General features: G+C 67.4%; 20 protein-coding genes. 6 read left to right on the top strand and 14 right to left on the bottom strand.

What is annotated here, in order from left to right; translation table 11 throughout:
- Positions 1-142: 142 nt before the first annotated feature.
- The 6 genes from ACTRWB_RS09825 to ACTRWB_RS09850 all read right to left on the bottom strand — a co-directional run bounded on the left by ACTRWB_RS09825 (position 143) and on the right by ACTRWB_RS09850 (position 7,431).
- On the bottom strand, positions 143-469 hold the full coding sequence (locus ACTRWB_RS09825) for a DUF4148 domain-containing protein (RefSeq protein ID WP_446901756.1): 327 nt from the start codon (positions 467-469) through the stop codon (positions 143-145).
- A 224-nt stretch (positions 470-693) separates the two neighbouring features.
- Positions 694-1,569, bottom strand: a complete 876-nt coding sequence (locus ACTRWB_RS09830) for a PilZ domain-containing protein (RefSeq protein ID WP_446901757.1) — start codon at positions 1,567-1,569, stop codon at positions 694-696.
- A 79-nt stretch (positions 1,570-1,648) separates the two neighbouring features.
- Positions 1,649-4,186 carry a penicillin-binding protein 1A gene (locus ACTRWB_RS09835; RefSeq protein WP_446901758.1) on the bottom strand — a complete coding sequence of 846 codons (2,538 nt, stop codon included), beginning with the start codon at positions 4,184-4,186 and terminating at the stop codon, positions 1,649-1,651.
- 195 nt (positions 4,187-4,381) lie between these two features.
- Complete coding sequence (gene lhpH / locus ACTRWB_RS09840; protein WP_419689377.1) at positions 4,382-5,389, bottom strand: trans-3-hydroxy-L-proline dehydratase; 1,008 nt, start codon at positions 5,387-5,389, stop codon at positions 4,382-4,384.
- Between the two features lie 61 nt (positions 5,390-5,450).
- Complete coding sequence (locus ACTRWB_RS09845; RefSeq protein WP_419689376.1) at positions 5,451-6,572, bottom strand: branched-chain amino acid ABC transporter substrate-binding protein; 1,122 nt, start codon at positions 6,570-6,572, stop codon at positions 5,451-5,453.
- Positions 6,573-6,693: 121 nt separating this feature from the next.
- A complete protein-coding gene (locus ACTRWB_RS09850; RefSeq protein ID WP_048244568.1) occupies positions 6,694-7,431 on the bottom strand; it encodes a FadR/GntR family transcriptional regulator in 738 nt (245 codons plus the stop codon).
- A 263-nt stretch (positions 7,432-7,694) separates the two neighbouring features.
- Between ACTRWB_RS09850 and lhpI the strand changes: the two genes are divergently transcribed.
- From lhpI to ACTRWB_RS09865, 3 genes are all read left to right on the top strand, one after another.
- The gene (gene lhpI, locus ACTRWB_RS09855) at positions 7,695-8,630 is read left to right on the top strand and encodes a bifunctional Delta(1)-pyrroline-2-carboxylate/Delta(1)-piperideine-2-carboxylate reductase (protein WP_193100581.1); all 936 of its coding nucleotides are present in this window, start codon (positions 7,695-7,697) and stop codon (positions 8,628-8,630) included.
- Positions 8,631-8,798: 168 nt separating this feature from the next.
- Positions 8,799-9,203, top strand: coding sequence for a response regulator transcription factor (locus ACTRWB_RS09860; RefSeq protein ID WP_193100582.1), 405 nt, complete (start codon positions 8,799-8,801; stop codon positions 9,201-9,203).
- A 16-nt stretch (positions 9,204-9,219) separates the two neighbouring features.
- On the top strand, positions 9,220-9,999 hold the full coding sequence (locus ACTRWB_RS09865) for a helix-turn-helix domain-containing protein (RefSeq protein WP_446901759.1): 780 nt from the start codon (positions 9,220-9,222) through the stop codon (positions 9,997-9,999).
- Between the two features lie 37 nt (positions 10,000-10,036).
- Here the strand turns inward: ACTRWB_RS09865 and ACTRWB_RS09870 are convergent, their stop codons facing one another.
- The 6 genes from ACTRWB_RS09870 to ACTRWB_RS09895 all read right to left on the bottom strand — a co-directional run bounded on the left by ACTRWB_RS09870 (position 10,037) and on the right by ACTRWB_RS09895 (position 14,385).
- Positions 10,037-10,387 carry a metal ABC transporter ATPase gene (locus ACTRWB_RS09870; RefSeq protein ID WP_446901760.1) on the bottom strand — a complete coding sequence of 117 codons (351 nt, stop codon included), beginning with the start codon at positions 10,385-10,387 and terminating at the stop codon, positions 10,037-10,039.
- Between the two features lie 154 nt (positions 10,388-10,541).
- Positions 10,542-10,781: a UDP-glucose 4-epimerase gene (locus ACTRWB_RS09875; protein WP_419689372.1), complete on the bottom strand. Its 240-nt coding sequence runs from the start codon at positions 10,779-10,781 to the stop codon at positions 10,542-10,544.
- A 15-nt stretch (positions 10,782-10,796) separates the two neighbouring features.
- Positions 10,797-11,087: a DUF1488 family protein gene (locus ACTRWB_RS09880; RefSeq protein ID WP_193100584.1), complete on the bottom strand. Its 291-nt coding sequence runs from the start codon at positions 11,085-11,087 to the stop codon at positions 10,797-10,799.
- A gap of 111 nt (positions 11,088-11,198) precedes the next feature.
- Positions 11,199-11,597 carry a DUF488 domain-containing protein gene (locus tag ACTRWB_RS09885; protein ID WP_419689371.1) on the bottom strand — a complete coding sequence of 133 codons (399 nt, stop codon included), beginning with the start codon at positions 11,595-11,597 and terminating at the stop codon, positions 11,199-11,201.
- A 153-nt stretch (positions 11,598-11,750) separates the two neighbouring features.
- Entirely contained in the window at positions 11,751-12,953 is a 1,203-nt protein-coding gene (locus tag ACTRWB_RS09890; RefSeq protein WP_129514849.1) for an amino acid aminotransferase, read from the bottom strand.
- Between the two features lie 46 nt (positions 12,954-12,999).
- Complete coding sequence (locus ACTRWB_RS09895) at positions 13,000-14,385, bottom strand: amino acid permease (protein WP_048244583.1); 1,386 nt, start codon at positions 14,383-14,385, stop codon at positions 13,000-13,002.
- A gap of 307 nt (positions 14,386-14,692) precedes the next feature.
- On the opposite strand from ACTRWB_RS09895, the gene ACTRWB_RS09900 reads away from it, so the two are divergent.
- Positions 14,693-15,166: an Lrp/AsnC family transcriptional regulator gene (locus ACTRWB_RS09900; protein WP_193100585.1), complete on the top strand. Its 474-nt coding sequence runs from the start codon at positions 14,693-14,695 to the stop codon at positions 15,164-15,166.
- Between the two features lie 39 nt (positions 15,167-15,205).
- Here the strand turns inward: ACTRWB_RS09900 and ACTRWB_RS09905 are convergent, their stop codons facing one another.
- The gene (locus ACTRWB_RS09905) at positions 15,206-16,117 is read right to left on the bottom strand and encodes an EamA family transporter (RefSeq protein WP_419689370.1); all 912 of its coding nucleotides are present in this window, start codon (positions 16,115-16,117) and stop codon (positions 15,206-15,208) included.
- A gap of 348 nt (positions 16,118-16,465) precedes the next feature.
- Between ACTRWB_RS09905 and ACTRWB_RS09910 the strand changes: the two genes are divergently transcribed.
- Together ACTRWB_RS09910 and ACTRWB_RS09915 are read left to right on the top strand one after the other, a co-directional pair.
- Positions 16,466-18,136 carry a phospholipase C gene (locus ACTRWB_RS09910; RefSeq protein ID WP_446901761.1) on the top strand — a complete coding sequence of 557 codons (1,671 nt, stop codon included), beginning with the start codon at positions 16,466-16,468 and terminating at the stop codon, positions 18,134-18,136.
- A gap of 93 nt (positions 18,137-18,229) precedes the next feature.
- Positions 18,230-19,651, top strand: coding sequence for a cytochrome-c peroxidase (locus tag ACTRWB_RS09915; RefSeq protein ID WP_446901762.1), 1,422 nt, complete (start codon positions 18,230-18,232; stop codon positions 19,649-19,651).
- 24 nt (positions 19,652-19,675) lie between these two features.
- On the opposite strand, the gene ACTRWB_RS09920 is transcribed toward ACTRWB_RS09915, so the two are convergent.
- Positions 19,676-20,407, bottom strand: a complete 732-nt coding sequence (locus ACTRWB_RS09920) for a class I SAM-dependent methyltransferase (protein WP_446901763.1) — start codon at positions 20,405-20,407, stop codon at positions 19,676-19,678.
- Positions 20,408-20,435 lie beyond the last annotated feature (28 nt).

Genomic DNA, 20,435 nt, shown 5'->3' on the forward strand with positions numbered 1-20,435 from the left:
ATTAAAACGTCGAATCCCTGGATCGGGATGTACGGTGGGCCACTCAATGGGGACGACGCAAAAAAGCCCGCACTCGTCACGAGTGCGGGCTTTTCGATACTACTTTGGCCGCGGCCCCGAAGGCCGCTATCCGGCCACCGGCTTAGTGGCCGAAGAACACCGACGAACGATCGGTTGCGGCCGGCACGACCACGCGCTGACCCGATTGCGACGTCGCGGCGGCGTTCGCGCCGTAGCCCGTCGCGTCAGCTTGCGCGCCGGTCTGCGCAGCGGCGATCTTTGCCTGTGCAGCCTGGATGTTTTCCGGGTAGTTCATCCAGTCGTTCGGGTTGTAGCCGGCCTTTTCGAGCTGGACCAGCTCGGCGCGCACTTCCGCGCGGGTCAGCGGCTGCTGGTTCGATTGGGCGAACGAGACGACCGGTGCGGCCACCAGGGCGGCCAGTGCAACTGCCTTGATCAGCGATTTCATGATGCGTTACCTCCAGGATTGTTTTATCAGGCGCTTCGGACTCGGAGTCGTTGCGCATGAGTAGAAGTCTAGGAGGCGCGACTATCAGGGTAAATACTTAAATCGCAAATTCACTGTTGACGGAAATCGTACAATTCCAGCGGAATAGATTCATTCATCAGATGATTGTCGGTATTCATGTACTGAATGTCGCGATACGGCATCCGGCGTGCGCCCACCACGCGTCAGCGCGGGTGATCGGTGTGCGTCGACGCCATCAACCTGTCGAACAGCAGCGCCTTCAGGCGGATCAGATTGTCTGCGCCGGTTTCGCCCAACGCCGCGTGATGAAGCGTCAGCGCCGGCGCGGCCGGGTCCGCATGCACGGCCCGCACGGTGCCGTCGAGTGCCAGTTGCTCGACGCGGTCGTCCATCGCGTACGGAAGCTGCACGCGTATCGGCTCGCCGGTTGCGGCGATCGTCCGGTCGACGGCAATCGACAGCCCGCTCAGGCTGATGTCGTGCACCAATCCGATGGCTTCCTCCCCATCGGCGCCTCCTGTACAGCAGGCCGCGATCCGCACCGGCACGCGCGGCTCCGCGCGCGTGCGCAACCGGTCGACGAAGCCGGGCGGCGACAGGATCATGAAGCGCGTGGCGCCCGACGCCTGCACCGACTCGACCGTCGCGCCGAAGCGGGACACCGCGGCCCGGCCGATCGCCACCGCCTCGACGTCGTCGCCACGCGCGAATTCGAGCACAACTGCCGGCAGCGGCTCGACGAACAGCGCGCCCGATGCGGCGACGCCGATCAGCCGGCAGCGCTGCAGTGTGCGGGTCGTGCCGACCCGGCGGCGGATGCCGATCGCGGCGCCTGCCGACAACCCCATGCGCGTGGCCGGCGGCACCTCGCCATGCACGGGCGGATCGGTGTCGGTGGCGTCGCGCCGGCGGACGGGCCGGAAATGGTCGAACAGGAAAGCATGCTGCGCGGGATCGCGCAGGGTCGTGCCGGCCGGCAGCAGCGCGGCGCCGTCGGCATCGTAGAGATCGAAGCCGAGCGGGACGCCGGCAGCGAGATCGTCACGCGCGAGCGCGACGTAGTCGGTGGGAAGTCGCATCGGAAAGGCGCGGAGCGACCGCGCGATCTGTCGTGACAACTTGATTACGGCAGCATCGCGCGAAATCTGAACGGCTCCGTTACTGCGAAGCGCCAGTCGGGCCAGTCGCGTCGGGCGCGACCGGCACCGGCGGCTGGGCCGGCGTGGCCGAAGGGGCTGCGGTTGGTGCGCTGCCCCCGTTCGTCGTACTGGCACCCGCCGGCGGCTGCGCGGGCTCCTGTTGCGATGCGCCGGCCGACAGCGCGGCGGCCGATGCGGCCACTTCGGACGCCGGTATCCATTCCTCGACGATGCCGCCGGACGCCGCTTCGGACGCCGATGCCGCCGACGCGCCCGATGCCTCGCTTTCGTCGGCCTCGGGCGGGCGCTCGATACGCTGCGTCCTGACGGATGCGGGTGCCTTCTGGGGCTCGGGCCTGAACCACGTATCGAACAGGTCGGTCACGCGCTCGCGCAGCGACGCGAACCAGCCGGGCGACGGTTCGGTATCGAATTTCGCCTTCGTGTCGACGATCCGGGCGCGCTGCGCGCGCTGGAAGAAATCGCCGACGATCGGCAGCGCGCTGTGCGCGCCCTGCCCCCAGTAATCGCTGCGCAGCGTCACGCGGCCGTCGTCGAAACCGACCCACGCACCCGCGACGAGGCCGGGCTGCATCAGGATGAACCAGCCGTCCGCGTTGTCCTGCGTCGTGCCCGTCTTGCCGGCCACGTCGCCACGGATCCCGAAGCGCGTGCGAATGCTGCCGCCGGTGCCGCGGGTCACCACATCGCGCATCACGCCGAGCAGCACCTTGTCGGTTTCGGCGTCGAGCGCGCGCTCGGGCGGCGCCGGCGCGTATTCGGCGAGCACGTCGCCCTGGCGGTTCTCGATGCGCGTCACCATCTGCGGCTCGACATACAGCCCGCCGTTTGCGATCGTCGCGTACGACGCGACCATTTCCTTCAGCGTGACCGGGCTCGTGCCGAGAGCGAGCGACGGCACGCGTTCGAGCGGGCTTTCGCGCACGCCCATGTCGCGCGCGAGCCGCGCGACGGCCGCGGGCCCGACCTTCTCCATCACCTGCGCGGTGATCCGGTTGCGCGACAGCGCGACCGCGTCGCGCAGCGTCATCGGCTTGCCGGTCGGCGGCACGTCGTCGTTCGGCCGCCAGATCTCGCCGCCCTTCAACGGGATCTCGACCGGCTGGTCGATGAACGTGTCGTCCGGCTTCATCCCGTTCGCGAACGCGACGCCATAGACGAACGGCTTGAACGTCGAGCCCGGCTGGCGGCGCGCCTGCGCGACGTGATCGAACGGCTCGCGGGTAAAGTCGCGGCTGCCCACCCACGCGCGGATCTGCCCGTCGCGCGGATCGATCGCGAGGAAGCCGGCCTGCACGTCGGTCTTCGTCTTGCACAGTGCGCGCAAGAAGCCGCGGTCGGCCGCGAGCAGCTTCATCGCGGCCGCGTCGTCCTTGCCGGCGTCCTGCGCGGCCTTGTACTCGGGCGACTCGCGCATGAAGGTGCGGAACACCTCGTTGTCGGTGCCGCAGCCATCGCGGCCGCTCCACGCGTTGTTCGCGATGCCCTGCAGCTGATTGCCCTGCAGCGTGAGCGCCTGCGTCGCCATCTGCTGCAGCCGCGAGTCGATCGTCGTGCGCACGATCAACCCGTCCGAATAGATGTTGTAGTCGTTGCGGTCGGCCCACGCGATCAGCCATTTGCGCAACTGCTGCGCGAAATGCGGCGCGGGCCCCGGCGGCTCCTTCTGGCGCTCGAAATCGATGCGCAGCGGCCGGCGCTGTAGTTGCGCGAACTGCGCGGGCGACAGCTTGCCGTACTTCACCATCTGGCCGAGCACCGTGTTGCGCCGCTGCAGCGCGCGCTCGGGGTTCAGCACCGGGTTGTAGTAACTGTTGCCCTTCAGCATCCCGACGAGCGTCGCACTGTCGAGCACGTCGAGCTCGTCGGCCGACTTGTCGAAATAGGTGCGCGCGGCCATCTCGACGCCGTACGCGTTGTACAGGAACGGCACCGTGTTCAGGTAGGTCTCGAGGATCTGGTCCTTGCTGTAGACGGCCTCGATCTTCAGCGCGGTGATCGCCTCCTTCACCTTGCGCGTGAGCGTCGGCGCGCGGCCGATCTCGTCCGGATACAGGTTGCGCGCGAGCTGCTGCGTGATCGTCGAGCCGCCCTGGCGATCGCCCGAGAACGTATGCAGCGCGGCCGACGCCGTGCGCTTCCAGTCGAGGCCGTGATGCTCGTAGAAGCGATGGTCCTCGGTCGCGATCAGCGCGTCGACCATGTGCGGCGAGATCTGCTTGAGCGGCACCCACTCGCGGTTCGACGGCTTGAATTCGGCCAGCAGCTTGCCGTCGGCGGACAGCACCTGCGCGGGCTGGTCGACGCGTGCCTTGCGGATGTCGCCGATGCCCGGCGTGAACGGGATGAGCACCACCACGTACAGCGCGAACAGCGACGGCACGGCGGCGGCCGTGAGCAGCACGCCGCGGCGCGTCGGATGACGGAGGTGGTGCCACGCGGTGGCGGCGAGAGGCTTGACCCTCGCGGCGGCGGCAACCGCGACGGGTTGGGCGCGCGCGACCCATCTGGCACAGAAGTCACGCACTGACGACACGTTTCGGCGATTCACGCGGGTGGGGGTTCGGCTGAAAAGGGTGCATCGTACCAAAACTCGCGCGGCCCGCCGGCCGGTGGCCGATTTGCGGCGGTCCACACGCAAAAAAGGCGCGTGCCCCGCAACGGTAACGACGCGCCAAACCTGGTACAACAACCGGGAAGCCGCGCGACGGCGGCCGATCGGCGCCGATGCTCAGCGCACGAGAAAACCGTAGGTCAGCGGATCGCGTTCGTCGACGATCCAGTTCGCGAACCCGCAGATATGCGCACTGCCCTCCACTTCCGGGATCACGGCCGGGATGTCGCCGACCGTCGTTTCGCGCAGCACGCGCCCCTTGAAGACCGTGCCGACGATCGATTCGTTGACGAGCGTGTCGCCGGCCGCGAGCAGCCCGCGCTGGTACAGCTGCGCGACGCGGCCGCCGGTGCCGGAGCCCGTCGGCGAGCGGTCGACCTCGCGATCCGCGAACACGCAGCAGTTCGCCTGCGTCGAGCCCGGATGACGCGGCGCGTTCGCGATGATCGTGCCGTAGATATGGTTGATTTCCGGAATTTCCGGATGCACGACCGGGTACTTCGCGTTCGCCGCCACCTTCACTTCCGCGCCGAAGCGAATCAGCCTTTCCACCGCGGACTCGCGCACCGGCAGGTCGAACGGCGCGCCGTCCACATAGAAGTAGAACGCGCCGCCATATGCGATATCGCCGGTCACGGTGCCGAACGACGGCGTGTCGACCGACACGTCGCGCCGCCAGATGAACGATGGCACGTTGACGAAGCGCACGGGCCCCGCATGTTCGCCGTCCCATTTGACGAAGGCCTCGATGAAGCCGCACGGCGCGTCGATGCCGACCCGCGTTTCCGGTACCGTGCGCTGCACCCAGCCGAGCTCGACGGCCGCGGTCGACAGCGCGATCACGCCGTGCCCGCAGTGGTCGCTGTAGCCTTCGTTGTGCACGAAGATCACGCCGAAATCGGCGTTCGGCGACACGGGTTCGGTCAGGTAGCCGCCGTACATGTCGGCGTGGCCGCGCGGTTCGAACATCAGCGCGCGGCGGATTTCGTCGGCGTTCTCCTTGAGCCACGCGCGACGCTGGACGATCGTGTCGCCCGGCAGGCGCGGCAGCCCGCTCGTGACGATGCGGAACGCTTCGCCGCCCGTATGGACTTCGACGGTGGAAAGGGATCGGGAAATTTTCATGGTCGATCGAATACGTGGAAACGAAGGACGGCAGTCCGACCGCCGTCCGGTGGCAGGCCGGTTATTTCGCGTACGGTTCCGGCAGGCCGTTGCGGATCACGTAGACGGTCGTCGGCGCGCCCTTCAGGTCGCCGTTCGCGTCGAACGAATAGGTGCCCGCGACACCCGCATAGTTCGACTTCGCGAGTTGCGCGGTCAGCTTCGCCTTGTCGGTGGTCGTGCCGGCCTTGACCATCGCGTCGGCGAGCAGCTTCATGCCGTCGTAGTAGTTGACGCCGTAGACCTGCGTATCCGTGTGATAGGTGTCGTGGTACTTCTTCAGGAATTCGCGCCCGGCCGGCGTCTTCTCAAGCGCGACGCCGCCCTGCGCGCAGTAGACGATCGATGCCGCTTCGCCTGCGACCTTGCCCATGTCCGCCGAGCAGATGCCGTCGCCGCCGAGCAGCTTCGCGCGCAGCCCGCGCTGCTTCATCTGCTTGGCCATCGGCGCGCCCTGCGCCGCATAGCCGCCGAAGAAGATCACGTCGGGGTTGCTGGCCTTGATCTTGGTGAGAATGCCGAGGAAATCGGTGGCCGACGAACTCGTGAATTCCTGGTCGACGATCTTGATCCCGTTCGCCTTCGCGACGCTCATGAACTGCTCGGCGACGCCCTGCCCGTACGCGGTGCGATCGTCGATGACGGCGGCGGTTTTCGCGTTCAGCGTCTTCGCGGCGAAGGTGCCCATCGTACCGCCGAGCTGCTCGTCGCTCGCGCCGATCCGGAAGATGTTCTTGAAGCCCTGCTTCGTGAGTGCCGGATTCGACGCAACCGGCAGCATCGGCACGCCGGCAGTCGAATACACGCGCGACGCCGGGATCGCGACGCCCGAGTTGTACGGCCCGAGCACCGCGACGACGCCCTTGTCGACGAGGTTCTGCGCGACCTGCACGCCCGCCTTCGGGTCGGCCTGGTCGTCGTCGGATACCAGTTTGAACGTGACGGTCTTGCCGGCGACCTTCACGCCGGCCTTGTTGAGCTCGTCGACGGCGAGCCGCGCGCCGTTTTCATTGTCCTTGCCGTTCGCGGCCTGCGGGCCGGTCAGCGGCGCCGAATGGCCGATCATCACGACTTCCTGCGCGTGCGCGGAAGTCAGCGCACCGGCGGCGACAGCCACCGAGAGCGCGGTAATGAAGTGTCGCATGATGTCTCCTGATTGGTTTTGTGTGAAACCAATGTAGGACATGCGTGGTCACATCGCAAGCAATATCAAAATATTTTTCGTATATTTGGTCATATTTCATACCAGAACGAAGGTGCGTGCGTCACTTCGGCGTGATGTCGCGCCGTACGCGGCGGATGTGCTGCTCGACATAGAACGCGGCCGCATCAGCGTCGCCGGACACGATCGCCTCGTAGATCAGCCGGTGTTCGGACACATAGAGCCGGATCCGGCCCGCGTCGTAGATGCCGTCGTCCTTCAGCCGCTTCCAGAGCGGCTGGTCCATCGTCTTCGCGACTTCGTCCGCGATCTTCACGATCAGCGCGTCGCCGGTCATCAGCGCGAGCTGCCGGTGGAACAGCCGGTCGCTCTCGTTCCACAGCGCGCGCTGGTGCGGATCGTCGACGTCGGTGATGGTTTCCATCTGAGCCAGATAACGCTCGGCACCGGGGTCGGCCCGCCCGTGCGTGGCCGCGAGGCGCGCGATCGCGGGCTCCAGGATCAGCCGCACGTCGAGCGTCGACGTCGGGCTGAAGTCGGCCTCGGACGCCGCGTGCATGTCGCCGCGCTGCGCGAGCACGTCGAGCGGCGACGCGACGACATACGTGCCCGAATTGCGCTTCGTGTAAACGAGCCCTTCGTTCTGCAGCGCGCCGAGCGCTTCGCGCACGGCCGGCCGGCCGACCTGGAACAGCCCCGCGAGCTCGCGTTCGGACGGCAACCGCGAATCGGCCGCATAGCGTCCCGCACGGATCTCGTCGCGGATCTTCTCGGCAACCTGCTCGTAGATCTGCAGCGGCCTGAAACCGCCTTCGAGTGATTCGGGACGCGCGGACATCATCGTGTGGCTCCTGCCCGGTCGCGGGCGTGGATTTGGAATGGGTTCGCACTATACCGGAGCAGCACCGGTACCGATGCCATGCGACCCTTCTGGACAGATATTAGAACCAAAAGCGGCGTGATGCTTTATTTTCTGGCTTGCGGGTGCGCCAGCAAGTGGTATAGATTCGATCCACACTGCCCTGTGTCGCGGTATCCGGCAGCTCCGTGGCGGGCGCGGCATGCGCCCGTCGTCCACGCTCACCGACGCATACGACGTACACGATGACCGCCCTTTCCCCGATTCCCGTTTTCGATGCGGCCGACACGGCCGCGCTGCTCGACTACCCGGCGCTGCTGGCCACGCTCAGGCAGGCCGTCGCCGAGTACGCGGCGGGCGAGATCGTCAGCCCCGAACGCCTGGTCGTGCCGCTGCAGGCCGGCGGCGTGATGTTGTCGATGCCGTCGAGCGCACATGACCTCGCGTCCCACAAGCTCGTGAATGTGTGCCCCGGCAACGGCGCGCGCGGGCTGCCGACGATCCTCGGTCAGGTCACCGCATACGACGCGACCACGGGCGAGATGCGCTTCGCGCTCGACGGCCCGACGGTCACCGGCCGCCGCACGGCGGCCATTACCGCGCTTGGCATCGACGCGCTGCATGGCGCCGCGCCGCACGACATCCTGCTGATCGGCACCGGCAAGCAGGCGGCCAATCACGCGGAGGCGCTCGCGGCGATCTTTCCCGAAGCGCGCCTTCACGTGCGCGGCACGACCGCCGACAGCGCGGCGGCGTTCTGCGCCGCACACCGCGCGCAGGCGCCGCGGCTCGTGCCGCTCGACGGCGATGCGATTCCCGATGCGATCGATGTCGTCGTCACGCTGACGACGAGCCGCACGCCCGTCTACCGCGAAGCCGCGCGCGAAGGCCGGCTCGTGGTCGGCGTCGGCGCGTTCACAGCGGATGCGGCCGAAATCGACGCGAACACGGTGCGCGGCAGCCGGCTCGTCGTCGACGATCCGGCCGGCGCACGCCACGAGGCCGGCGACCTGATCGTCGCGCAGGTCGACTGGCAGGATGTCGCATCGCTCGCCGACGTGCTGAACGGCACGTTCACCCGTGGCGGGCCGCTGCTGTTCAAGAGCGTCGGCTGTGCCGCGTGGGATCTGGCTGCGTGCCGCACGGCGCGCGATGCACTGGACGCGCGCCAGGCCGGCTGACCCGGCGGCGCAGCCCGCCGGCCGCGCATGCGGCATCGCAACATCGGAGCCGCTCCGGCGGTTTCCCGTACGCGTTGTAGGAAACGCCCTACAACGCGTCGAAGCGGCCTACACAAAGTTCCAATTCGGCCGATTTCATTTTTCGCGGCGCAACACGATACTGCCGGCATGAATGCCAGCCTGTCACCCGCCGCGCTCAGGGTGTTTCTCGTCGATCACGCCGTCGCCGTCCGGCAGCGGATCGCGCTGCTCGTCGGCGCGATCCGCGGCGTTGCCGTCGTGGGTGAAGCGGAAGACGGCCAGGACGCGTGGACGCATATACGCAGCAGTCACGCGGACGTGGTGATCGTCGACCTGCGGCTCGCGGACGGCAGCGGTCTCGACCTGATCGGGATGCTGTCGAAGGCCGCGCCGCGCGTCGTCACGATCGTGCTGACGAATCACTCGGCGCCGGCATTCAGAGAGGCATGCGCGACGGCGGGAGCCGACTACTTCTTCGACAAGACCGTCGAATTCGACGCCGCATGCCGTGTCATCGAATCCCTGGTGCACGCTCGCGCGCACCACCCCTGACGAGCCGGAGCGACTCATGTCCACCGCCACCGCCTGCGCCGCCGACGTACCCGTCGCGCCCCGCCCGATGATTCCGCTTCGCGCGGTCGCGCGCGCCGACGCCGCCAAACATCCCGCCGCGCGCTGCTCGGTCTGCGCAATGCGCTCGATGTGCCTGCCGCCGCACCTGACGGCGGCCGATTTCGGCCGGCTCGACGCGATCATCTGCACGACGCGCCAGGTTCGCCAGGGCGACGCGCTGTTCCGCACCGACGATCCGTTCCAGAGCATCTATGCGGTGCGTGCGGGTTCGTTCAAGACGGTGATGATGCATCGCGATGGCCGCGAGCACGTGACGGGCTTCCAGATCGCCGGTGAAACGCTCGGGATGGACGGCATCGGCGGCGGCCAGCACTGCTGCGACGCGATCGCGCTGGAAGACAGCGTCGTGTGCATCATCCCGTTCGGCGCGCTCGAAACGGCGTGCCGCGAGATGAAGCCGATGCAGCATTTCCTCTACCAGATGCTGAGCAGCGAGATCGTCCGCGAATCGAGCCAGATGCTGCTGCTCGGCACGATGTCGGCGGAACAGCGGGTCGCGCATTTCCTGCTGAACCTGTCGTCGCGTTTCGAGGCGCGCGGTTATTCGGCAACGGAATTCAACCTGCGGATGACACGCGAGGAAATCGGTTGTTATCTCGGGATGAAGCTCGAGACCGTCAGCCGGATGTTCTCGCGGTTCCATCGCGACGCACTGGTCGAAACGCGCGGCAAGCGCGTGCGCATCATCGACGCGCAAGCGCTCGCACGGGTCTGACGCACGACGCAGGGCCGCCCGCACGGTGCGCCATGCGTCACCGTGCCGTGTCCCCGGTCGCCGCATCGCGCAGCGCCACGCTTTCACCGCCCGCCTGCCATGCGATCAGCGCCTGCTCGGCCTGCGCGAAAGCGCGGCGCAGCGCGTCGTCCACGTCGTCGCCGACGCACGGCGGCAGCGGCCTGAGCGCCGCGTCGTGCATCACCAGGTCGAGCCGCACGTCGAACGTGCGTGCGCCATCGTCCGCGCCGCGCGATTCGATCGCGAGGTGACAGCCGTCGATCAGCGCGCGGAACCGTTCGAGCCGCACCAGCTGCGCGCCGGCTTCGGCTTCGATCGCGGCGGCGCCCGCGAATCCCCGGCAGGCAATCTGCATGCCCACGCCCATGTCGTATCTCCTGACGTGCCGCCCGCTCGTCGACCGCCTTGCATGTGCCGCCCGCACTGACATGCGGCGGCACGCGTTTCCCGTGGCGTGGCGCGAATTCTTCGTTCGCTGCCTGGCCGAGTGTCCGCCCGCGCCTGTGTCGGCGCGGGACCGTTCATACGTTGAATACCTGCGACGACTTCATTTCAATCCACGTCATTCCGGCCCGCAGCCCTTCGATCATCGCTTCGCGCTCGGTCGGATACGCATGACTGTGCTCGAAAGTATGATGAAAGCGCGCGGCGCCGCTGCCGTGCTCGACCGACACGCGGCAGCGGAATTCGCCCGATTCGCATGGGCGCGTCTCGACTTCGACCGACCAGTCGCGTTCGTGAATGTTCCCCTGCAGTGTCATGCACCCTCCTGCGTATCAGTCTTCGAGCCGGAAGTGGCCGCTGTGCAGCAGCACCGGCCGGCCGCCGATTTCCTCGAGCATCCGTCGCGCCATCGCCTCGATCGCCGACCGGTGTCCTTCGAACGCGGCCAGCAGGTCGCGTTCGAGCAGCGACGGTGCGCCGAAATGGTCTTCCAGTGCCTCGGCCGTGATCGCGCACTGCACGCAACGTCCGTCGACCAGCGCCGAAAACGCAACGACCAGGTCGCGTGCGCAATATTCGGGCGGTTCTGGCGGGAAGGTAATCTGCATCTGTCCGCCTGTCATCGTCGTGATCACTCCATGACGAGAGCATAGTGGCGCGCGCGACCGCGCGCTTGACCCACATCAACCGGTTCGCTGCGCCGCACGATCGCGGCGCGGCCGTGCGACGCCGCGTCAGCCCGCGCCGGGTTCGATCGCCGCGCCGCGCTCCGCGAGCAGCTCGCGCAGCACGCTGCGGTGGCAACGGTTTTCGTCGTCGCAGTAGCAGCCGATCGAAAGCGCGGTGGTGGCCGACAGCGCCGCCAGCAGGTCCAGCACCTTCGCCGGATCGCCATGCGCCATTTCCGCGCGGAAATGACGCTTGAACGCACGCCATTCGGCGTCGGTTTCGGCGGCCTGTGCCTGCGCGACGAGCTCGGGGCTCGGCGACAGCGTCGGCAGCCATACATCATAGTAGTTGCGCGACGCGAATTCCGCCTTCGGCACGCCACGCGGCGGCCGCCGCACGGTCCCGATCCGCAGGCCCTCGCCGGCCGCGCGCGGCGTCCCGAGCTGAATGATCCGGATACCCATGTCGCCCCTCTGTCTCGCGTCCGATTCCGTGATCGTACCCCCGCGCCCGCGCTCGCGTCAGCCGGGTGGCACACATAGCGGCCACACAATAAAAAAACCGGCTGCCCCACGAAGGGAGACAGCCGGTTCGGCCTGCATCGCGGCGCGCCGCGTTCAGACGCCGCTTTTCAGCACCTTGCCGATCGCGTCCGCGACGATGCCGACGTTCGAGTCGTTCAGGCCCGCCACGCACATCCGGCCCGAACGCAGGATGTACACGCCGTGCACTTCGCGCAGCGCGTCGACCTGCGATTCGGTCAGGCCCGTGTACGTGAACATCCCGCGTTGCTTCACGTAGCGCGTGAGCGCTTCGCCGCTGACGTGGTCGCGCAGGCCGTCGTGGATCGACTGGCGCATCCGCGCAATGCGGCGGCACATCGCCGACAGTTCCTCTTCCCACTGCTTGCGCAGCGCGGGCGTGCCGAGCACGGCCGCCACGACCTTCGCGCCGTAGGTTTGCGGGTTGCTGTAGTTCGAGCGCACGGCGCCGGCCAGCTGGCCGAGCACGCGCTCGGCCGCGGCCGCGTCTTCGCAGACGACGCTCAGCCCGCCCACGCGCTCGCCGTACAGCGAGAAGTTCTTCGAGAACGAGTTCGCGACGAGCGCCGGCACGCCACGGCGGGCCAGCTCGCGCACCGCGAACGCATCCGCGTCGAGGCCCGCGCCGAAGCCCTGGTACGCCATGTCGACGAACGGCAGCAGCCCGCGCGCCTCGATCACGTCGATCAGCTTCTCCCACTGGCCTTCGTCGAGGTCGACGCCGGTCGGGTTATGGCAGCACGCGTGCAGCAGCACGACGCTGCGCGCCGGCAGCGCGTCGATCGCCGCGAGCATCGCGTCGAACTTCAGGCCGCCCGTCGCCTCGTCGTAGTACGGATACGTGTTCACCGTGAAGCCGGCGCGCTCGAAGATGAAGCGGTGGTTTTCCCAGCTCGGATCGCTGAGCCACACCTGCGCGTCCGGGAAATAGCGCTTCAGGAAATCGGCACCTACCTTCAGCGCGCCCGAACCGCCGAGCGTCTGCAGGGTCGCGATGCGGCCGGCCGCGCGGGCCGGGTGATCGGCGCCGAACACGAGCGCCTGCACGGCGTCGCGATACGCAGCCAGGCCGACCATCGGCAGGTACGGCTTCGGGCCACTTTCGCGCTGCAGCGCGGTTTCGGCCTCGCGCACGGCGCCCATCACCGGAATCCGGCCTTCGGCGTCGAAATAGATCCCGATGCTCAGGTTGACCTTCTGGTCGCGCGGATCTTTCTGGAAGTTCTCGTTGAGCGTCAGGATCGGATCGCCCGGGTACGCGTCGATGTGTTCGAACATGGCTTGAGTCTGTCTCGTTTGGAAGAATGGTCGGGGCTGTCCTGCGTCAGCGTGCGGACGCGCCGTCGCGCATCGCATAGCCTGCATTCTTCTGACGGAAGCGATACCCGATCGCAAGCACCGCGAGCCATACCGGGATCAGGTACACCGACAGGCGGAGATCCGGCGTCAGGTACATCACGACGAGAATGCCGGCCATGAATGCCAGGCACAGGTAATTCGTGAAAGGATAGCCCAGACTGCGGAAGGAAGTCTCCTCCCCGGCTGCACGCTTGGCCTGGCGGAACTTCAGGTGGATCAGGCTGATCATCGCCCAGTTGATGATCAGCGCCGACACGACGAGGCCCATCAGCACCTCGAACGCCTTGCCCGGCATGAAGTAGTTGACCAGCACGCACAGGCCGGTCGCGAGCGCCGACGCGCCGAGCGCGGCGAGCGGAATGCCGCGCTTGTTCACCGAGCACAGCACCTTCGGCGCGTTGCCCTGCTGCGCGAGGCCGAACAGCATCCGGCTGTTGCAGTACACGCCGCTGTTGTAGACCGACAGCGCGGCCGTCAGCACGACGACGTTCAGCACGTTCGCGACCACGTTGCTGCTCAACGCATGGAAGATCAGCACGAACGGGCTGCCGCCGCTGACGACCTTCTCCCACGGATACAGCGACAGCAGCACGGCGAGTGCGCCGATGTAGAAAATCAGGATGCGGTAGATGACCTGGTTGGTCGCACGCGGGATGCTGCGCTTCGGATCGTCGGCCTCGGCCGCCGTGATGCCGACGAGTTCGAGCCCGCCGAACGAGAACATGATCGCGGCCATCGACATCACGAGGCCCGACACGCCGTTCGGGAAGAAACCGCCGTGCTGCCACAGGTTCCTGACGCTGGCTTCCGGCCCGGCATGGCCGCTCGCGAGCAGCCAGCCGCCGAAGCCGATCATCCCGACGATCGCCGCGACCTTGATGATCGAGAACCAGAATTCGGTCTCGCCGTACGACTTCACGCTGGTCAGGTTGATCAGGTTGATGACGCCGAAGAACACGAGCGCCGACACCCAGGTCGGCACGCCCGGCCACCAGTACTGCACGTAGATCCCGACGGCCGACAGCTCGGCCATGCTGACGAGGATGTACAGCACCCAGTAGTTCCAGCCGGACAGGAAGCCCGTGAAGTGGCCGAAGTACTTGTTGGCGAAGTAGCTGAACGAACCCGCGACAGGCTCGTCGACGACCATCTCGCCAAGCTGGCGCATGATGAAGAACGCGACGATGCCGGCCACCGCATAACCGAGCAGCACGGACGGGCCGGCCATCTTGATGGTCTGCGCGATGCCGAGGAACAGCCCCGTGCCGAGCGCGCCACCGAGCGCAATCAGCTGGATGTGCCGGTTCTTCAGCCCGCGCTTCAGGCCGTCGCTCTCGTTTCCAGAAACCATGTCTTCTCCACTCTGTCCGCCTCCGCCTGAAGCGGTGCGGCGCGCCTCGGTGTGCCGGGCGCTGTTTTACTGTGTCGGTGGCCGTTCGTGGAGCCACCGGGTTGGGGACTGCAATCTTCGCGTGGCGGCGCCCGATTCGCGTCGGCGTGCCCGGCAGACTTGCCGCCCGCGCCGCATTGCTGCGGCCGCACACGAAAATCCGGGGTCAGTTTAGCGTCGCGACCGCGAAATCGGGTTTCGTAACCCGTTCATGCAAACCCTACATTATGAGATAAGATTGCATCCAGGAGACAAAAGAGGAAACAAAATGCCAGAACCGGCTCTCGACCGCATCGACCGCCATCTGCTTTCGATCCTGCAGGAGAACGGCCGCGCGTCGAACCTCGAACTCGCGAAGGCCGTCGGCCTGTCGCCCGCGCAGACGCTGCGGCGCCACCGGCGGCTGGAAGAAATCGGCGCGATCCGCCGCTACGAAACCCGGCTCTGCCCCGACACGCTCGGCTTCGGCGTCACCGCATTCGTGCACGTGACGATGGAACGCGGGCATATCCGCGACCTGTCGAAGTTCCAGAAACTGGTGTCCGATCTCGCGCAGATCCAGGAATGTTTCTCGGTGACGGGCGATATCGACTACGTGCTGAAGGTCGTCGCGCACGACCTGAAGGGGCTGTCCCGGTTCCTGCTCGAAACGCTGATGCGGATTCCCGGCGTGAGCGGTGTGCATTCGAGCGTGTGCCTCGACGAGATCAAGTGCACGAGCGCGATGCCGGTCGAAAGCTGATGCACCGGGCCGCGCGCCCGGCCCGTTCTGCCCGCGCGTTCAGCGCACCGCTTCGAACGCGCTGATCAGCAGCGCGCCGGCCGCGATCACCGCGCAGCCGGCCGCACGGCGCGGCGTCAGCCGCTCGCCGAGATACACGCGCGCGATCAACGCCGCGAATACCACGCTCGTCTCCCTCAGCGCCGACACGGGGCCCATCGGCGCGCGATCCATCGCCCAGATCACGATGCCGTACGCCAGCGCCGCGAACACGCCGCCGCAGGCGGCCTTGGCCGTCTCGCCGACCTCCTGCGTCAGGCGCAGCGGCCCTGCGCGCAGCCGGTAGTACGCCGCCATCATTCCGCCCGTCAACACGAACATCCACGCGGTATAACCGACCGTGTTGCCGCTCTCCCGCACGCCGATCCCGTCGACCACGCTATACGCGGCGATCGACACGCCGGTCGCGAACGCGGTCGGCAGCACCTGCATCATCCGGTGCTTCGCGCCGCGCCCGCGTTCGAGCCCGATCGCCATGATGCCCGCGCAGATCAGCACGAGCCCGGCTTGCGCGCCGGCGTTCAGGTGCTCGCCCGCGAATGCCGCCGCGCCGAGCGTGACGAGCAGCGGCGCGGTGCCGCGCGCGACCGGGTACGCGACGGTCAGGTCGCCGTGCTCGTACGCACGCACGAGCAGCAGCGTATAGACGACGTGGATCACGGCCGAAGCGACGACACACAGCCAGCTCGCGGGCGTGATCGGCGCGGCGGCCGGCAGGAACAGCAGCGCGAACAGCCCGATTGCGATCTGCAGCACCGTGGCCGAGCGCAGCCGGTCGCCGCTGCTGCGGACCAGTGCATTCCACGATGCATGCAGGAATGCGGCACACAGAACGGCAAACAGAACGGGGATCGGCACGCTGAATACTCGCTGACGGTCGGCAACGCGAAGTCGTCGCCGCAAGGCGTTCATCGTATGAATCCGTCACCCGATTGTCAAAAACAGGGCCCGCGCGGCGGAATGCGCGCACCGGCCGACCGAGCCCTTTCGCCCGCCCCGCATGGCATCCGCGGCAACGGCCGCGCGCGCCGTGGAATGTGTCACTGAGGTGGCGTGCAGTCTGCCCCTTTCCGTTCTCTTTCGCTTGCCGCTGCGCCGTAATGAAATCGATACCGCAGCGCAATCGTTGCGAAATCACTCCGTCCCCATATCTTCATACGCGACTGTTCCAATGCGCGTGCTCTCTCACGAGCTCCGCGCCGAACCGACACGGCGACGGGGCCGCTCTCCACCATCGAAGACCTTACCTGGAGTTTCCCGATGTTCCGTCAAGCCTTGCTTGTCACCGCCTGCGCTGCCGCGGCGCTCGCGCTGTTCGCCTGCGGCGGCAGCGATCCGACGTCGACACCCGCCGTGTCGTCGCAGGACGCGCTGCAGACCGCCACGCCGATCAAGCACGTCGTCGTGATCTATGGTGAAAACATCTCGTTCGACCACTACTTCGGCACCTACCCGAACGCGTCGAACCCGTCGGGCGAACCGGCATTCACCGCCAAGGCCGGCACGCCGACGCCCAATGGCCTGACGGGCACGCTGCTCACCGCGAACCCGAACTTCACGAACACGATCAACGGCACCGACGCCGCGAACCCGTTCCGCCTCGACCGCACGCAGGCCGCGACCGCCGACCAGAACCACGCGTACACGGCCGAGCAGCAAGCCGAGGACAACGGCCTCGCCGACCTGTTCCCGAAATACACCGGCAAGGGCTCGTCCGGCGGCGCCGGCGCGTTCGGCACGAAGGGCCAGGTGATGGGCTACTTCGACGGCAACACCGTGACGGCGCTGTGGAACTACGCGCAGCGCTTCGCGATGAGCGACAACATGTACACGACGTCGTACGGTCCGTCGACGCCGGGCGCGCTGAACGTCGTGTCGGGCCAGACCAACGGGATGCAGATCGTCAAGTCGTCCGCGCAGCCGTCGACGCTCGCGAAGAGCTCGTACTACATCAATGACGGCGCGGGCGGCCTCACGATGATCAACGACGTCGACCCGGGCAACGACGTGTGCTCGAGCACGACCGACCAGGCGTTGATGAGCGGCAAGAACATCGGCGACCTGCTGAACAGCGCGAAGATCTCGTGGGGCGGCTTCATGGGCGGCTTCAACCTGTCGACGACCAACAGCAACGGCACGACGGGCTGCAGCCGCAGCACGGTCGCCACCGCCGTGAACGCCGCGACGTCGGACTACATCCCGCACCACAACTGGTTCCAGTACTACGCGTCGACGTCGAACCCGCAGCACACGCGCCCGAGCTCGGTCGCAGCGATCGGTTCGAGCGTCCAGACCGACGGCAAGACCGCCGAACCCGCGAACCACCAGTACGACACGGACGACTTCTTCGCCGCCGTGAAGGCCGGCAACTTCCCGTCGGTCAGCTACCTGAAGGCACCGGCCGCACAGGATGCGCACGCGGGTTATTCGGATCCGCTCGACGAGCAGGCGTTCGTGACGAAGGTCGTCAACTTCCTGCAGCAGCAGCCGGACTGGCAGAACACGGCCGTGATCGTCACGTATGACGATTCGGACGGCTGGTACGACCACGTGTACACGGCGCCGACCCGCTCGTCGTCGGACCCGGTCGACCAGGTCAACGGCAGCGGCAAGTGCGGCACCGGCGGCACCACCGGCGTGAACGGCTCGACCGTGAACGGCCGCTGCGGCCCGGGCGTGCGGATTCCGCTGATCGTGATCTCGCCGTACGCGAAGCAGAACTACGTCGACCACACGATGATCGACCAGTCGTCCGTCGTGCGCTTCATCGAGGACAACTGGCTCGGCGGCCAGCGCATCGGCGGCGGTTCGTTCGATGCGACGGCAGGCGACCTGCGCGGGCTGTTCGACTTCACGTCGAAGCCGAACACGACGCCGCTGTACCTCGACCCGACGCTCGGCACCGCATTGAGCGCGGCACCGGCGATCTGACCGGCGTGCAGTGACCACAGGCCGGCGCATCACGCGCCGGCCGTTTCCATTTAATGCGCCGCCTCGTGCGGCGCCCGATTTCAGACCGACAGCATGACAGCTCGCCCCGCGTTCCCGTCTCCCGACGCCTCCGGCACCCCCGCGCCGCGCGCCCCTTCCCGCCTGCTGCGCCGCGCGGCGTTCGTGCTCGGCGCGGCCGTGCTCGGCTACGGCGCGTTCGCGATCGCGTTCCCCGCGCAGGTGCCGGCGGCGATCGGCACCGTCGTCGCCGACTGGACGGGCGCGAACCCGCATCCGGTCGTGCTGCAGCGGCCCGCCGCGCAGCCGCTGTCGGCGGTCGCGCAACTCGGGCGCGCGCTGTTCCTCGATCCGTCGCTGTCCGCGTCGGGCAAGCAGTCGTGCGCGTCGTGCCACAGCCCCGATCATGCGTATGGCCCGCCGAATGCGCTCGACGTGCAGCCGGGCGGCCTCGCGATGACGCAGAAGGGCTATCGCCCGCCGCCATCGCTGATGTACCTGTACCGTCAACCGAATTTCAGCATCGGCCCCGATGCCGGTGAAAACGACGCCGCGCCGAGCGTCGCGCAGCAGGCCGCGTCGGCAGCCGGCGTCGTCAAGGCGCAGAAGGTGGCCGGCACGTCGGCCGCGCCGCAGCTCGTGCCGCAGGGCGGGATGTTCTGGGACGGCCGCGCCGATACGCTGCAGCAGCAGGCGTTCGGCCCGCTGTTGAATCCGGTCGAGATGGCGAACGCGAGCATAGACGACGTGGCGCACAAGCTCGCGCAGTCGTCGCACCGCGCGCAGCTCGAGCAGCTGTTCGGCGCGCGCGTGTTCGACAGCCCGCAGCTCGCGGTGTCGGAGGCGATGTTCGCGATCGCGCGTTACCAGGTCGAGGATCCGTCGTTCCATCCGTACAACAGCAAGTACGACCGCTGGCTCGAAGGCCGGGCACGCCTGTCGCAGGCCGAGTTGCGCGGGCTGCGCCTGTTCAACGATCCGGACAAGGCGAATTGCGCGGGCTGTCACCTGTCGAAGCCCGGAAAGGACGGGTTGCCGCCGATGTTCACCGATTACCAGTACGAGGCGCTCGGCGCGCCGCGTAACAAGGAGCTGGCGCAGAACCGCAACCCGGCGTTCTACGACCTCGGCGTGTGCGGGCCGTTCCGCGACGACCTGAAGGACCAGACGCAGTATTGCGCGATGTTCCTCACGCCGACGCTGCGCAACTCGGCGACGCGCCATGTGTTCTTCCACAACGGCGTGTTCCACACGCTCGACCAGGTGATGGCGTTCTACAACGAGCGCAGCATCTCGCCGCAGAAGTTCTATTCACGCGGCGCGGACGGCAAGGTCGACGAGTACGACGACATCCCGCCGAAATATCGCGCGAACGTCGACGTGACCGATGCGCCGTTCGATCGCAAGGCGGGCGACAAACCCGCGATGACGGCGCAGGATATCAAGGATATCGAAGCGTTCCTCGGCACGCTGAACGACGAACCGGTGCGGCACTGAGTGCCGGTTGACCGCCCCGCCGCGTCAGCGGCGCGCGCGGATGCACAGGAAGGCCGGTGCCAGCGACAGCTCCGCATGGAGCCGTTCCGACGCGGCCTTCATCTCCGGCAGCGGCTTCGGTTCGACGAACCGGTCGAGCCGCCAGCCGCCGTCGGCGACCGCGTTCAGGATGTCGGCGAGCGGCCGCCGCCAGGCCTCGACATAGGGCCTCGGCTCGCCGAACCCCGACCAGTGGAAGCCGAAGCGGGACGTGTCGAAATACGTGCCCTCCCCGCGCGTGCGCTCATCCATCCAGTCGCGCATCGGATGCGCCATCGAGAACACGAGCGTTGCACCGGGCCGCGCGACGCGCCGGAATTCGCGCAGCGTCGGCGCGAGATCGCGCACGTAGTCGAGCGCGAGCGAGCACAGCACCTTGTCGACTGACTGGTCGGGCAGCCAGGCGAGCGGCGCCTCCAGATCGCCTTCCACCACGTCGACCGCGAGGCCTGCGCAGCGCGTTCTCGCGAGCGCGACCATCTCCGGCGTGACGTCGAATGCATGCACGGTCGCGCCTTGGTGCGCGAGGTGCTCGCTGCAGATGCCGGGCCCGCAGCCGGCGTCGAGCACCGTCAGGCCGTCGACGTCGCCGAGCAGCGCCATCGTCGCCGGACGTTCATAGAGTGCGTTATGCGCCTTGGTCGGCGCGATGTCCGCATAGCGTTGTGCGAAGCTCGCGTACGCGCGACGGCCGAGGGGATCGTTCGGGTCGGTCATGCGGCATCTGTCTGCGGAATCCGGGAGT

The sequence above is a fragment of the Burkholderia sp. YIM B11467 genome (genome assembly GCF_052952715.1).

Bases quoted from the DNA above. Each gene is read 5' to 3' on its own strand.
- lhpI (WP_193100581.1), top strand. From the start codon at position 7,695: ATGACCGCCCTTTCCCCGATTCCCGTTTTCGATGCGGCCGACACGGCC.
- ACTRWB_RS09865 (WP_446901759.1), top strand. From the start codon at position 9,220: ATGTCCACCGCCACCGCCTGCGCCGCCGACGTACCCGTCGCGCCCCGC.
- ACTRWB_RS09910 (WP_446901761.1), top strand. From the start codon at position 16,466: ATGTTCCGTCAAGCCTTGCTTGTCACCGCCTGCGCTGCCGCGGCGCTC.
- ACTRWB_RS09825 (WP_446901756.1), bottom strand. From the start codon at position 469: ATGAAATCGCTGATCAAGGCAGTTGCACTGGCCGCCCTGGTGGCCGCA.
- ACTRWB_RS09830 (WP_446901757.1), bottom strand. From the start codon at position 1,569: ATGCGACTTCCCACCGACTACGTCGCGCTCGCGCGTGACGATCTCGCT.
- ACTRWB_RS09860 (WP_193100582.1), top strand. From the start codon at position 8,799: ATGAATGCCAGCCTGTCACCCGCCGCGCTCAGGGTGTTTCTCGTCGAT.
- ACTRWB_RS09880 (WP_193100584.1), bottom strand. From the start codon at position 11,087: ATGACAGGCGGACAGATGCAGATTACCTTCCCGCCAGAACCGCCCGAA.
- ACTRWB_RS09850 (WP_048244568.1), bottom strand. From the start codon at position 7,431: ATGATGTCCGCGCGTCCCGAATCACTCGAAGGCGGTTTCAGGCCGCTG.
- ACTRWB_RS09915 (WP_446901762.1), top strand. From the start codon at position 18,230: ATGACAGCTCGCCCCGCGTTCCCGTCTCCCGACGCCTCCGGCACCCCC.
- ACTRWB_RS09875 (WP_419689372.1), bottom strand. From the start codon at position 10,781: ATGACACTGCAGGGGAACATTCACGAACGCGACTGGTCGGTCGAAGTC.
- ACTRWB_RS09895 (WP_048244583.1), bottom strand. From the start codon at position 14,385: ATGGTTTCTGGAAACGAGAGCGACGGCCTGAAGCGCGGGCTGAAGAAC.
- ACTRWB_RS09900 (WP_193100585.1), top strand. From the start codon at position 14,693: ATGCCAGAACCGGCTCTCGACCGCATCGACCGCCATCTGCTTTCGATC.
- ACTRWB_RS09845 (WP_419689376.1), bottom strand. From the start codon at position 6,572: ATGCGACACTTCATTACCGCGCTCTCGGTGGCTGTCGCCGCCGGTGCG.
- ACTRWB_RS09920 (WP_446901763.1), bottom strand. From the start codon at position 20,407: ATGACCGACCCGAACGATCCCCTCGGCCGTCGCGCGTACGCGAGCTTC.
- ACTRWB_RS09885 (WP_419689371.1), bottom strand. From the start codon at position 11,597: ATGGGTATCCGGATCATTCAGCTCGGGACGCCGCGCGCGGCCGGCGAG.
- ACTRWB_RS09870 (WP_446901760.1), bottom strand. From the start codon at position 10,387: ATGGGCGTGGGCATGCAGATTGCCTGCCGGGGATTCGCGGGCGCCGCC.
- lhpH (WP_419689377.1), bottom strand. From the start codon at position 5,389: ATGAAAATTTCCCGATCCCTTTCCACCGTCGAAGTCCATACGGGCGGC.
- ACTRWB_RS09890 (WP_129514849.1), bottom strand. From the start codon at position 12,953: ATGTTCGAACACATCGACGCGTACCCGGGCGATCCGATCCTGACGCTC.
- ACTRWB_RS09905 (WP_419689370.1), bottom strand. From the start codon at position 16,117: ATGAACGCCTTGCGGCGACGACTTCGCGTTGCCGACCGTCAGCGAGTA.